At 71.8% G+C, this 12,885-nt stretch carries 14 protein-coding genes; all 14 read left to right on the top strand.

All coding sequences use genetic code 11. From position 1 onward, the window contains the following. The first annotated feature begins 328 nt into the window (after positions 1-328). Positions 329-988 (top strand): phosphatidylinositol phosphate synthase, encoded by a 660-nt coding sequence (pgsA, locus tag AB0M18_RS06915; protein WP_365755747.1) that lies wholly within the window; start codon positions 329-331, stop codon positions 986-988. Continuing rightward, positions 985-1,950 carry a phosphatidylinositol mannoside acyltransferase gene (locus AB0M18_RS06920; RefSeq protein WP_365755748.1) on the top strand — a complete coding sequence of 322 codons (966 nt, stop codon included), beginning with the start codon at positions 985-987 and terminating at the stop codon, positions 1,948-1,950. The genes pgsA and AB0M18_RS06920 overlap by 4 nt, the downstream gene beginning before the upstream one ends. Continuing rightward, positions 1,947-3,104 (top strand): glycosyltransferase family 4 protein, encoded by a 1,158-nt coding sequence (locus tag AB0M18_RS06925; RefSeq protein ID WP_365755749.1) that lies wholly within the window; start codon positions 1,947-1,949, stop codon positions 3,102-3,104. The genes AB0M18_RS06920 and AB0M18_RS06925 overlap by 4 nt, the downstream gene beginning before the upstream one ends. 72 nt (positions 3,105-3,176) lie before the next feature. Further along, positions 3,177-3,719 carry a hypothetical protein gene (locus AB0M18_RS06930; RefSeq protein WP_365755751.1) on the top strand — a complete coding sequence of 181 codons (543 nt, stop codon included), beginning with the start codon at positions 3,177-3,179 and terminating at the stop codon, positions 3,717-3,719. 124 nt (positions 3,720-3,843) lie between these two features. Beyond that, on the top strand, positions 3,844-4,758 hold the full coding sequence (gene pdxS, locus AB0M18_RS06935) for a pyridoxal 5'-phosphate synthase lyase subunit PdxS (protein WP_265865407.1): 915 nt from the start codon (positions 3,844-3,846) through the stop codon (positions 4,756-4,758). A gap of 6 nt (positions 4,759-4,764) precedes the next feature. Then, the gene (gene pdxT, locus AB0M18_RS06940; RefSeq protein ID WP_365755752.1) at positions 4,765-5,355 is read left to right on the top strand and encodes a pyridoxal 5'-phosphate synthase glutaminase subunit PdxT; all 591 of its coding nucleotides are present in this window, start codon (positions 4,765-4,767) and stop codon (positions 5,353-5,355) included. A gap of 62 nt (positions 5,356-5,417) precedes the next feature. Then, on the top strand, positions 5,418-6,170 hold the full coding sequence (locus AB0M18_RS06945; RefSeq protein ID WP_365755753.1) for a YebC/PmpR family DNA-binding transcriptional regulator: 753 nt from the start codon (positions 5,418-5,420) through the stop codon (positions 6,168-6,170). Positions 6,171-6,364: 194 nt separating this feature from the next. Then, entirely contained in the window at positions 6,365-6,895 is a 531-nt protein-coding gene (gene ruvC / locus AB0M18_RS06950; protein ID WP_365755754.1) for a crossover junction endodeoxyribonuclease RuvC, read from the top strand. Continuing rightward, positions 6,892-7,524, top strand: a complete 633-nt coding sequence (gene ruvA, locus AB0M18_RS06955; protein ID WP_365755755.1) for a Holliday junction branch migration protein RuvA — start codon at positions 6,892-6,894, stop codon at positions 7,522-7,524. The genes ruvC and ruvA overlap by 4 nt, the downstream gene beginning before the upstream one ends. 45 nt (positions 7,525-7,569) lie before the next feature. Then, positions 7,570-8,661: a Holliday junction branch migration DNA helicase RuvB gene (gene ruvB, locus AB0M18_RS06960; RefSeq protein ID WP_365755756.1), complete on the top strand. Its 1,092-nt coding sequence runs from the start codon at positions 7,570-7,572 to the stop codon at positions 8,659-8,661. 176 nt (positions 8,662-8,837) lie between these two features. Continuing rightward, positions 8,838-9,302 carry a preprotein translocase subunit YajC gene (yajC, locus tag AB0M18_RS06965; protein WP_365755757.1) on the top strand — a complete coding sequence of 155 codons (465 nt, stop codon included), beginning with the start codon at positions 8,838-8,840 and terminating at the stop codon, positions 9,300-9,302. A gap of 144 nt (positions 9,303-9,446) precedes the next feature. Then, positions 9,447-11,222: a protein translocase subunit SecD gene (gene secD, locus AB0M18_RS06970; RefSeq protein ID WP_365755758.1), complete on the top strand. Its 1,776-nt coding sequence runs from the start codon at positions 9,447-9,449 to the stop codon at positions 11,220-11,222. A 1-nt stretch (position 11,223) separates the two neighbouring features. Then, on the top strand, positions 11,224-12,303 hold the full coding sequence (gene secF, locus AB0M18_RS06975; RefSeq protein WP_365755759.1) for a protein translocase subunit SecF: 1,080 nt from the start codon (positions 11,224-11,226) through the stop codon (positions 12,301-12,303). After that, positions 12,300-12,851, top strand: a complete 552-nt coding sequence (locus AB0M18_RS06980) for an adenine phosphoribosyltransferase (protein WP_365755760.1) — start codon at positions 12,300-12,302, stop codon at positions 12,849-12,851. The genes secF and AB0M18_RS06980 overlap by 4 nt, the downstream gene beginning before the upstream one ends. Positions 12,852-12,885 lie beyond the last annotated feature (34 nt).

Consider the following 12,885-nt stretch of genomic DNA (forward strand, 5'->3'; position numbering starts at 1 on the left):
GACTGCTCGTACGGTGAGGCGGGGCGCGGGCCCCGGGGGAGCGGCGGCACCCGGGCCGTGTCTTCCGGCCCGGCGGGCGGCGCACGGCACCGCCCGTCGCGTGCGGCTCGGCTCCGGCCGACGCCCGCGGTTGTCCTTCGAGCTTTGCACCGACGTCACGGTGCGTCCATACGTCGTACGTGCGGTGGCCGGCGGCCGGCCACCGCACGGCGGGGGCGACGCGGCGGGCGGGTGCCGCCGCTGCGGCGGGGGCCCGCGTGGCTACGATGGGCGGGCCGGTGGCCGTAGGGGCCGCGCGGCCCACGAACATCGGGAAGGCCACAAGGCCATGCTGAACAAGTACGCGCGTGCGTTCTTCACGCGTGTCCTCACACCGTTCGCCGCGTTTCTGCTCCGCCGGGGTGTGAGCCCCGACACCGTCACGCTCATCGGCACGGCCGGTGTCGTCGTCGGCGCCCTGGTCTTCTTCCCCCGCGGAGAGTTCTTCTGGGGGACGATCGTGATCACGCTGTTCGTCTTCTCCGACCTGGTCGACGGCAACATGGCCCGGCAGGCCGGGGTGTCCAGCCGCTGGGGCGCCTTCCTCGACTCGACCCTCGACCGGGTCGCCGACGGGGCGATCTTCGGCGGGTTCGCGCTCTGGTACGCGGGCAAGGGCGACGACAACGTGCTGTGCGCGGTCGCGATCTTCTGCCTGGCCAGCGGCCAGGTGGTGTCCTACACCAAGGCGCGCGGCGAATCGATTGGCCTGCCGGTGGCCGTCAACGGTCTCGTCGAGCGCGCCGAGCGCCTGGTGATCTCGCTGGTCGCGGCCGGCCTCGCCGGACTGCACGGCTTCGGCGTGCCCGGCATCCAGGTCCTGCTGCCGATCGCCCTGTGGATCGTGGCGGTCGGCTCGGCCGTGACGCTCGGCCAGCGGGTCGTGACCGTGCGCAGGGAGTCGGCGGAGGCGGACGCCGCCGCCCGGGGGAGCGAGGCGACGTCATGAGCGGTCTGAAGGACCGGGTGGTCGACGGCCTGTACGGGCTCGGCTGGACCACCGTGAAGAAGCTGCCCGAGCCGGTGGCGAGGGGCCTCGGCCGGCGTATCGCCGACACCGCGTGGAAGCGGCGCGGCAAGAGCGTGCTGCGCCTGGAGGCGAACCTCGCCCGCGTGGTGCCCGACCCGACGCCGGCGCGGCTCCAGGAGCTGTCGAAGGCCGGCATGCGCTCGTACATGCGCTACTGGATGGAGTCCTTCCGGCTGCCCACCTGGAGCAAGGAGCGGGCGGCGGGCAGCTTCGACCCCAAGGACGTCCACCACCTGACCGACGGGCTCGCCTCGGACCGGGGCGTCATCCTCGCCCTGCCGCACATGGCGAACTGGGACCTCGCGGGGGTGTGGGTGACCCGGGCGCTCGGCGTGCCGTTCACCACCGTCGCCGAGCGGCTCAAGCCGGAGACCCTCTTCGACCGGTTCGTCGCCTACCGCGAGTCCCTGGGCATGGAGGTGCTGCCGCACACCGGCGGCTCCGCCTTCGGCACGCTCGCCCGCCGGCTGCGGGCCGGCGGCCTGGTCTGTCTGGTCGCCGACCGCGATCTGTCGGCCTCGGGCGTCGAGGTCTCCTTCTTCGGCGAGAAGGCGCGGATGCCCGCCGGGCCCGCGATACTCGCCCAGCAGACCGGTGCGCTGCTGCTGCCCGTGACCCTCTGGTACGACGAGACCGAGGTCATGAAGGGCCAGGTGCACGCGCCGATCGAGGTACCGGAGTCAGGGACGCGCGCCGTGAAGACGTCCTCCATGACGCAGACCCTCGCCGACGTCTTCGCCGGGGGCATCGCCGAGCACCCGGAGGACTGGCACATGCTGCAGCGGTTGTGGCTCGCGGACCTGGAGGAGCGGCCGGGAGAGGGGCGCCCGGAGGAACAGCGCCCGGAGGAACAGCGCCCGGAGGGGGAGCGGACCGCGTGAAGATCGGGATCGTCTGCCCGTACTCCTGGGACGTGCCGGGCGGCGTCCAGTTCCACATTCGCGACCTCGCGGAGCATCTGATCCGGCTGGGCCACGAGGTCTCCGTCCTCGCGCCCGCCGACGACGAGACGCCGCTGCCGCCGTACGTGGTGTCGGCGGGCCGCGCGGTCCCGGTGCCGTACAACGGCTCCGTCGCCCGGCTCAACTTCGGCTTCCTGTCGGCGGCCCGGGTGCGGCGCTGGCTGCACGAGGGCACCTTCGACGTGGTCCACATCCACGAGCCGGCCTCGCCCTCGCTCGGGCTGCTCACCTGCTGGGCGGCGACGGGGCCGCTGGTGGCCACCTTCCACACCTCCAACCCGCGCTCGCGGGCGATGATCGCCGCGTACCCGATCCTCCAGCCGGCCCTGGAGAAGATCAGCGCGCGGATCGCGGTGAGCGAGTACGCCCGCCGCACCCTGGTCGAGCACCTGGGCGGCGACGCGGTGGTCATCCCCAACGGTGTCGACGTCGACTTCTTCGCGCGTGCCGAGCCCAAGAAGGAGTGGACGGGCGGGACCCTCGGCTTCATCGGGCGGATCGACGAGCCGCGGAAGGGCCTGCCGGTCCTCATGCGCGCCCTCCCGAAGATCCTGGCCGAGCGGCCGGACACCCGGCTCCTGGTCGCCGGCCGCGGCGACGAGGAGGAGGCCGTCGCCTCCCTGCCGAAGGACATGCGCTCCCGCGTCGAGTTCCTCGGCATGGTCAGCGACGAGGACAAGGCGCGGCTGCTGCGCAGCGTCGACGTGTACGTGGCGCCCAACACCGGCGGCGAGAGCTTCGGGATCATCCTCGTCGAGGCCCTCTCGGCGGGCGCCCCGGTGCTCGCCTCCGACCTCGACGCCTTCGCCCAGGTCCTCGACCAGGGCGCGGCGGGCGAGCTCTTCGCCAACGAGGACGCCGACGACCTCGCGGCCCGGGCCGTCGCCCTCCTGGGCGACGCCCCCCGCCGCGAGGAACTCCGCGAGCGCGGCTCGGCGCACGTCCGCCGCTTCGACTGGTCGACGGTCGGCGCGGACATCCTCGCGGTCTACGAGACGGTGACGGACGGCGCGGCCTCGGTGGCGACGGACGAACGCGCGAGCGGGGGGCTGCGGGCGCGGCTGGGGCTGTAGACCGCGCGCACCGCGCCCTGAGCGCGAGGTGCGGGAGAGGAGGCTGCCGGCGCCCCGGTAGCCTGTGCGCCCGTGACCGAAACCCTGATCTGGACCGTCGCCGCGCTGATCCTCGTCGGCGTCTACCTCAGCTGGACGGCCGGCCGGCTCGACCGGCTGCACACCCGCATCGACGCGGCGCGCGCCGCGCTGGACGCGCAGTTGCTGCGCCGGGCCTCGGTCACCCAGGAGCTCGCCACCTCCGGCGTCCTCGACCCGGCCGCCTCGATCGTGCTGTACGAGGCGGCGCACGCGGCCCGGCAGGCCGAGGAGGACCAGCGGGAGGTCGCCGAGAGCGAGCTCAGCCAGGCGCTGCGGGCCGTGTTCGGGGAGCCCGAGCAGGTCGAGCTCGTGCGGGCGGCGCCGGGCGGCGAGGAGGCCGCGGGGGAGCTCGCGGCGGCCGTGCGCCGGGTGCCGATGGCCCGCCGCTTCCACAACGACGCCGTACGGGCGGCCCGGGCGCTGCGGCGGCACCGCAAGGTCCGCTGGTTCCGGCTCGCGGGCCACGCCCCCTTCCCCATGGCCTTCGAAATGGACGACGAACCGCCCGTCGCACTTGCGGATCGTCCGGCCTGAGCATTGATCACCTTCGGAACCTGAGAAAACGATCCACCGGCTGCATATTGGCCCTTGATGTGGACCGCACGCGGCCTGTTTCCTCACTCTTGTCGTCAACCCCGTTGTCACATGTGAGGTACCCGTGTCCAGCACGCCTTCCACCACCGCCCAGTCCCCCGAGACCGGCACCGCCCGCGTCAAGCGCGGCATGGCCGAGCAGCTCAAGGGCGGCGTGATCATGGACGTGGTCAACGCCGAGCAGGCGAAGATCGCCGAGGACGCCGGCGCCGTCGCCGTCATGGCCCTGGAGCGGGTCCCCGCGGACATCCGCAAGGACGGCGGCGTGGCCCGGATGTCCGACCCGAACATGATCGAGGAGATCATCGGCGCGGTCTCCATCCCGGTGATGGCCAAGTCCCGCATCGGCCACTTCGTCGAGGCCCAGGTCCTGCAGTCCCTCGGCGTCGACTACATCGACGAGTCCGAGGTCCTCACCCCGGCCGACGAGGTCAACCACTCCGACAAGTGGGCCTTCACCACCCCCTTCGTCTGTGGCGCCACCAACCTGGGCGAGGCCCTGCGCCGCATCGCCGAGGGCGCGGCCATGATCCGCTCCAAGGGCGAGGCCGGCACCGGCAACGTCGTCGAGGCCGTCCGTCACCTGCGCCAGATCAAGAACGAGATCGGCCACCTGCGCGCCCTCGACCACAACGAGCTCTTCGCCGCCGCCAAGGAGCTGCGCGCCCCGTACGAGCTCGTCAAGGAGGTCGCCGAGCTCGGCAAGCTGCCCGTCGTGCTGTTCTCCGCCGGTGGTGTGGCCACCCCGGCCGACGCCGCGCTGATGCGCCAGCTCGGCGCCGAGGGCGTCTTCGTCGGCTCCGGCATCTTCAAGTCGGGCGACCCGGCCAAGCGCGCCGCCGCCATCGTGAAGGCCACCACCTTCTACGACGACCCGAAGGTCATCGCGGACGCCTCCCGCAACCTGGGCGAGGCCATGGTCGGCATCAACTGCGACACCCTGCCCGAGGCCGAGCGCTACGCGAACCGTGGCTGGTAAGCACCGATGAGCAGCACACCCGTGATCGGTGTCCTGGCCCTCCAGGGCGACGTACGGGAGCACCTGATCGCCCTGGCCGCGGCGGACGCCGTGGCCAGGCCGGTCCGGCGCCCCGAGGAGCTCGCCGAGGTCGACGGCCTGGTCATCCCCGGTGGCGAGTCCACCACCATCTCCAAGCTGGCCGTGCTCTTCGGCCTGATGGAGCCGCTGCGCGAGCGGATCGCCGCGGGCCTGCCGGTCTACGGCACCTGCGCCGGCCTGATCATGCTCGCCGACAAGATCCTCGACCCGCGCTCGGGCCAGGAGACCTTCGGCGGCATCGACATGATCGTGCGCCGCAACGCCTTCGGGCGGCAGAACGAGTCGTTCGAGGCCGGTGTCACCGTGGCCGGAATCGACACTCCCGTCGAGGGCGTCTTCATCCGCGCCCCCTGGGTGGAGTCCGTCGGCGCCGAGGTCGAGGTGCTCGCCGAGCACGAGGGCCACATCGTCGCCGTGCGACAGGGCAAGGTCCTGGCGACCTCGTTCCACCCCGAACTCACCGGCGACCACCGCATCCACGAACTCTTCGTGGACATGGTGCGCACCGAGCGGTGACCCGATCCTTGTAGGATCTCTGGGGTTCGTTCAGAAATTGGTTACGCGAAGGAGACAGGCAGATGTCCGGCCACTCTAAATGGGCTACGACGAAGCACAAGAAGGCCGTGATCGACGCCAAGCGCGGCAAGCTCTTCGCGAAGCTGATCAAGAACATCGAGGTCGCGGCCCGCACCGGCGGTGCCGACCTGGACGGCAACCCGACGCTGTTCGACGCCGTCCAGAAGGCGAAGAAGCAGTCGGTCCCGAACAAGAACATCGACTCCGCGATCAAGCGCGGCGGCGGCCTCGAGGCCGGCGGCGTCGACTACGCCACGATCATGTACGAGGGTTACGGCCCGAACGGTGTCGCGGTGCTCATCGAGTGCCTCACCGACAACCGCAACCGTGCCGCCTCCGACGTGCGTGTCGCCATGACCCGCAACGGCGGCTCGATGGCCGACCCGGGCTCGGTCTCGTACCTGTTCAACCGCAAGGGCGTCGTCATCGTCCCCAAGGGCGAGCGGACCGAGGACGACGTCCTGGAGGTCGTGCTCGACGCGGGCGCCGAGGAGGTCAACGACCTCGGCGAGAGCTTCGAGGTCATCAGCGAGGCCACCGACCTGGTCGCGGTCCGTACCGCGCTCCAGGAGGCCGGCATCGACTACGACTCGGCCGAGTCCAGCTTCGTCCCGACCCTCCAGGTCGACCTGGACGAGGAGGGCGCGCGCAAGATGTTCAAGCTGATCGACGCGCTCGAGGACAGCGACGACGTGCAGAACGTCTACGCCAACTTCGACGTGAGCGACGAGATCATGGAGAAGGTCGACGCCTGATCAGGCGCCTGACCGACGCCTGATCCAGGGCGCCTTCCGCAGCGGGCCGACGGGACACACCCCGTCGGCCCGCCGTCGTTGTCAGTGGCGCCGATTAGCCTGAGGCCGCAACCATCAATCGAGGAACCACGACGGCGAATGCCACCTCCGCGAGAGCGGCGGCGGTTTGGCCGCAAAAGGGGAGGGGGCGGGGCGTGCGCGTACTCGGGGTGGACCCGGGGCTCACCCGGTGCGGCGTCGGCGTCGTCGAGGGCGTCGCCGGACGGCCGCTCACCATGCTCGGCGTCGGTGTCGTCCGCACCCCGGCCGACGCCGACATCGGCGTCCGCCTGGTCGGCATCGAGCGCGGCATCGAGGAGTGGATTGACCGCTTCCAGCCCGAACTCGTCGCCGTGGAGCGGGTGTTCAGCCAGCACAACGTGCGTACGGTGATGGGCACCGCACAGGCCAGCGCCGTCGCCATGCTGTGCGCCGCCCGCCGCGGACTGCCCGTCGCCCTGCACACCCCCAGCGAGGTCAAGGCCGCCGTCACCGGCAGCGGCCGCGCCGACAAGGCCCAGGTCGGCGCCATGGTCACCCGGCTGCTGCGGCTCTCCGCGCCGCCGAAGCCGGCCGACGCCGCCGACGCCCTGGCCCTCGCCATCTGCCACATCTGGCGCGCCCCCGCCCAGAACCGCCTCCAGCAGGCCGTCGCCCTGCACGCCTCGAAAGGCCGCACGTCATGATCGCCTTCGTCAGCGGCCCGGTGGCCGCCCTCGCCCCCACGACCGCCGTCGTCGAGGTCGGGGGCGTGGGCATGGCCGTCCAGTGCACCCCGAACACCATCGCGGGCCTCCGGATCGGCGAGCACGCGCGCCTCGCCACCTCCCTGGTCGTCCGCGAGGACTCGCTCACCCTGTACGGCTTCGCGGACGACGACGAGCGGCAGGTCTTCGAACTGCTGCAGACCGCCAGCGGCGTCGGCCCCCGCCTCGCCCAGGCCATGCTCGGCGTGCACAGCCCCGACGCGCTGCGCCTCGCGGTCTCCACCGGCGACGAGAAGGCACTCACCGCCGTTCCCGGCATCGGCAAGAAGGGCGCCCAGAAGCTCCTCCTCGAACTGAAGGACAAGCTCGGCGCCCCGCTCGGCAGCAGCGGCCTGGTCGGCCAGCAGCGCGCCGTCGCCACCGGCCCCGCCCCCTGGACCGAGCAGCTCTCCGCCGCCCTCGTCGGCCTGGGCTACGCGAGCCGCGAGGCCGAGGAGGCCGTCGCCGCCGTCACTCCGCAGGCCGAGGCCGCGATCGCCGACACCGGCTCCGCGCCCGTGCCGCAGCTGCTGCGCGCGGCGCTCCAGACGCTGAACCGGGCGCGCTGAGCCGCCCGCCCCCCTCCCCGTACGAGCGAAAAGGCGACCACCACCGTGAACTGGGACGACGACAGCACCGCCGAGCCGGACGCGCGCCTCGTCGGCGCCGCCGCCGAAGGCGACGACCAGGCCGTCGAGGCCGCGCTGCGCCCCAAGGACCTGGGCGAGTTCATCGGCCAGGAGAAGGTGCGCCAACAGCTCGACCTGGTCCTCAAGGCCGCCCGCCAGCGCGGCGCCACCGCCGACCACGTGCTGCTCTCCGGCGCTCCCGGCCTCGGCAAGACCACCCTGTCGATGATCATCGCCGCCGAGATGAACGCGCCGATCAGGATCACCTCCGGCCCCGCCATCCAGCACGCCGGCGACCTCGCCGCGATCCTCTCCTCCCTCCAGGAGGGCGAGATCCTCTTCCTCGACGAGATCCACCGGATGTCCCGGCCCGCCGAGGAGATGCTCTACATGGCGATGGAGGACTTCCGCGTCGACGTCATCGTCGGCAAGGGCCCCGGCGCCACCGCCATCCCGCTCGACCTGCCGCCCTTCACCCTGGTCGGCGCCACCACCCGGGCCGGTCTGCTGCCGCCCCCGCTGCGCGACCGCTTCGGCTTCACCGCCCACATGGAGTTCTACGAGCCGCACGAGCTGGAGCGGGTCGTCACCCGCTCCGCCGGACTCCTGGACGTCGCCGTCGACCCGGCCGGAGCGGCCGAGATCGCCGGCCGCTCCCGCGGCACCCCGCGCATCGCCAACCGGCTGCTCCGCCGCGTCCGCGACTACGCCCAGGTCAAGGCCGACGGCATGATCACCCGCGAGATCGCCGCCGCCGCCCTCGGCGTGTACGAGGTGGACAGCCGCGGCCTCGACCGCCTCGACCGCGCGGTCCTGGAGGCCCTGCTCAAGCTCTTCGGCGGCGGACCGGTCGGCCTGTCCACCCTCGCGGTCGCCGTCGGCGAGGAGCGCGAGACCGTCGAGGAGGTCGCCGAGCCCTTCCTCGTACGGGAGGGACTGCTCGCGCGCACGCCCCGTGGTCGGGTCGCCACGCCCGCCGCCTGGAACCACCTCGGACTGGTTCCGCCGCAGGCAGCGGGCCCGGGAGGGGCCGGAAGCGGTGGGGGAAAGGGACAAGCGGGGCTGTTCGGGATGTGACGACGGGGTGACGGCGCGGATAGTCGCCCGGTCAGGAACCACGGTGCCATGCTGGGCGTTGTTCCATCGATGCGGACTCGCCTAGACTCCGCCGATGCCGCCCTTTCTGGTCGGCGTACCCACCCCCGAAGATCAGGCCGCGGTTCCTCCGCGACCGTGCGAAGGAAACCCGTCCCGTGAACATCGTGACCCTCCTCCCCTTCATCGTCCTCATCGGGGCCATGTTCCTGATGACCCGCTCTGCCAAGAAGAAGCAGGCGCAGGCGGCTCAGATGCGGAACGAGATGCAGCCCGGCACCGGCGTACGCACCATCGGGGGGATGTACGCCACCGTCAAGGAGATCGGCGACGAGACCGTTCTCCTCGAGGTCGCGCCCGGCGTGCACGCCGTCTACGCCAAGAACGCGATCGGCGCGGTGCTCGAGGACTCCGAGTACAACCGGATCGTCCATGGTGACGACGACACCGAGACCGACACCGTCGTGCCGGACGACGCCTCCTCGCTCACCGGGGACGCCGACACCGCTGCGGACCAGGAGGGGGCGGCCAAGGCCGACCTGACCAAGAAGGACGCCGCTCCGGCGGCGGACTCCGAGGTCGAGAAGGACGGCAAGGCCGACGGGGAGACCGAGGCGAAGTAATCGCCTCCGGGGCGAAGGCGGACGCCCACCGGCGTCCGCCGCCCCGGAACGGTTCCACGTCTGCGGGGGCAGGTCCCCACACACACTTCGTGGCCGTCTCGCGCCCACCCGGCGCGGGGCGGTTTGGACAGGGAGAAACGACAGGTGGCAGCACCGAAGAAGGGCCGAAGGCCGGCGGGGGGCCAGAGCCGGCCGGGCCGTGCCCTGGCACTCATTGTGATCGCCATGGTCGCGCTCACCGGCGGCATGTTCTGGTCGGGGCACACCACCCCGCGCCTGGGCATCGACCTCGCCGGCGGCACGTCGATCACACTCAAGGCGAAGGCGGAGCCCGGCAAGGAGTCCGCCGTCAACGAGACCAACATGAACACGGCGGTCGGCATCATCGAGCGCCGTGTCAACGGTCTGGGTGTCTCCGAGGCCGAGGTCCAGACGCAGGGCCGCGAGAACATCATCGTGAACGTCCCGCGCGGGGCGAACGAGAAGCAGGCTCGCGAGCAGGTCGGCACCACCGCCCAGCTGTACTTCCGGCCGGTCCTGGCCGTCGCCGCCGGCCAGCCCACGCCGAACCCGAGCGCCACGCCGAGCGGTTCCGCCACCCCGTCCGCGAAGCCCTCCGGCGCCACCGCGGACAAGCCCAAGGGCGACGCGTCGGCGAAGCCGACCGCGACCGCCTCCAGCCAGGGCCGCGCGGTCTCCGAGGCCCTGAAGGCCCCGAGCCCGACGCCGACCGCGAGCTCCTCCGCATCGCCGAAGGCCACCACGCCGCCGGCCGCGACGCCGCCGGCCGACCCGGCCACCGCGAAGCTGGAGCAGCAGTTCGCCACGCTCGACTGCACCCCCAAGACCGAGGGCGACAAGAAGGTCGTGCCCAACCCGGCCCGCACCGTTCCGGCGGACCAGCCGACCGTCGCGTGCAGCACCGAGGGTGACGCCAAGTACCTGCTCGGTCCGGCCGAGGTCGACGGCAAGGACGTCGACGACGCCGCCGGCGTCTTCGACCAGCAGCGCGGCATGTGGATCGTGACCATGGACTTCACGGACGCCGGTTCGAAGAAGTTCCAGAAGATCACCGGCAAGCTGTCGACGCAGACCGAGCCGCAGAACCAGTTCGCGATCGTCCTCGACGGCGAGGTCGTCTCGGCCCCGTCCGTGCGCCAGACGCTGAGCGCCAGCGCCGAGATCTCCGGCAGCTTCGACCAGCAGTCGGCCCAGGACCTGGGCAACATCCTGTCCTACGGTGCCCTGCCGCTGTCCTTCGAGACCCAGAGCGTCGACACCGTGACCGCCGCCCTCGGTGGCGAGCAGCTGCAGGCCGGTCTGATCGCCGGCGCCATCGGCCTCGCCCTGGTCATCATCTACCTGGTGGTCTACTACCGCGGTCTGTCGCTCATCGCGATCGCCAGCCTCGGCGTCTCGGCCCTGCTCACCTACGTGATCATGTCCCTGCTCGGCCCGGCCATCGGCTTCGCCCTGAACCTGCCGGCCGTCTGCGGCGCCATCGTGGCCATCGGTATCACCGCCGACTCGTTCATCGTGTACTTCGAGCGCATCCGCGACGAGATCCGCGAGGGCCGGACCCTGCGCCCGGCCGTCGAGCGCGCCTGGCCGCGGGCCCGCCGCACCATCCTGGTCTCCGACTTCGTGTCGTTCCTCGCCGCTGCGGTGCTCTTCATCGTCACCGTCGGCAAGGTCCAGGGCTTCGCGTTCACCCTCGGTCTGACCACGCTGCTCGACATCGTGGTGGTGTTCCTCTTCACCAAGCCGGTGATGACGCTGGTGGCCCGCACCACGTTCTTCGGCAACGGCCACAAGCTGTCCGGCCTCGACCCGAAGAGCCTCGGTGCCAAGCCGCCGCTGCGCCGCACGCGCCGTACCTCTGTCAATGCCGCCGGCCCTGTCGACCCGAAGGAGGCGTGAGATGTCGAAGCTCGGCGATCTCGGCGCCCGACTGCACCGCGGTGAGGTCGGCTACGACTTCATCGGCAACCGCCGTATCTGGTACGGCATCTCGATCCTGATCACCATCACGGCCATCGTCGCCCTCGCGGTGCGCGGCCTGAACATGGGCATCGAGTTCCAGGGCGGCGCCGTCTTCACCACCCCGAAGACGCCCGTCTCCGTCTCGCAGGCCCAGGAGTACGCCGAGGAGGCCTCCGGCCACCCGGCGGTCGTCCAGAAGCTCGGCAGCGGCGCCCTGCGCATCCAGGTCGGCGGCCTCGACACCGCCAAGTCCGACCAGGTCCGCGCCGAGCTCGCCAAGGACCTGAACGTCCCCGAGCCGAAGATCGCCGCCGAGCTCGTCGGCCCGAGCTGGGGCGAGCAGATCGCCAACAAGGCCTGGACCGGCCTCGGGATCTTCATGATCCTCGTGGTGATCTACCTCGCGATCGCCTTCGAGTGGCGGATGGCCGTCGCGGCGCTCGTCGCGCTGATCCACGACCTCACCATCACCGTCGGCATCTACTCGCTGGTCGGCTTCGAGGTCACGGTCGGCACGGTCATCGGTCTGCTGACGATCCTCGGTTACTCGCTCTACGACACGGTCGTCGTCTTCGACTCGCTCAAGGAGCAGACGAAGGACATCACCAAGCAGACCCGCTGGACCTACAGCGACGTCGCGAACCGCTCGATCAACGGCACCCTGGTCCGTTCGATCAACACCACGGTCGTGGCCCTGCTCCCGGTCGCCGGCCTGCTGTTCATCGGCGGCGGCGTCCTCGGCGCCGGCATGCTGAACGACATCTCGCTGTCGCTGTTCGTGGGTCTCGCCGCCGGTGCGTACTCCTCGATCTTCATCGCCACCCCGCTCGTCGCCGACCTCAAGGAGCGCGAGCCGGCGATGAAGGCCCTGCGCAAGCGCGTCCTCGCCAAGCGGGCCGCCGCGGCCGCCAAGGGCGACGAGCCCGACGGCGCCGACCTGGCGGACGACACGGGCGCCGAGCCGGCCGTCGTCGGCCAGCACGGCCGCCGCGGCCGGTCCTCCGGGCGGCGCGGATGACGGCCGAGGCGCAGAGCATCACCGAGCTGCTCCTCAGCCGTATCCGGGACGTCCCCGACTACCCGAAGCCCGGGGTGCTGTTCAAGGACATCACCCCGCTGCTCGCGGACCCGGAGGCGTTCACGGCGCTCACCGGCGAGCTGGCCGAGCTGTGCGCCGCGCACGGCGCCACGAAGATCGTGGGCCTGGAGGCCCGCGGCTTCATCCTGGCCGCGCCCGTCGCCGTCCGCGCGGGCCTGGGCTTCATCCCGGTCCGCAAGGCCGGCAAGCTGCCCGGGGCCACCCTGCGGCAGGCGTACGAGCTGGAGTACGGCACCGCCGAGATCGAGGTGCACGCCGAGGACCTGGCCGCGGGCGACCGCGTCATGGTCATCGACGACGTCCTCGCCACCGGAGGCACCGCCGAGGCCTCCATCGAGCTCATCCGGCGCGCCGGGGCCGAGGTCGCCGGCGTCGCCGTCCTCATGGAGCTCGGCTTCCTGCCGGGCCGGGCCCGTCTGGAGCCCGCCCTCGGCGGCGCGCCGCTCACCGCGCTCATCACGGTCTGACGGGCCACGTCCGACCCGCACCGAACGCACCGAA

It is taken from the genome of Streptomyces sp. NPDC051909, from assembly GCF_040681095.1.
Lineage (GTDB): Bacteria > Actinomycetota > Actinomycetes > Streptomycetales > Streptomycetaceae > Streptomyces.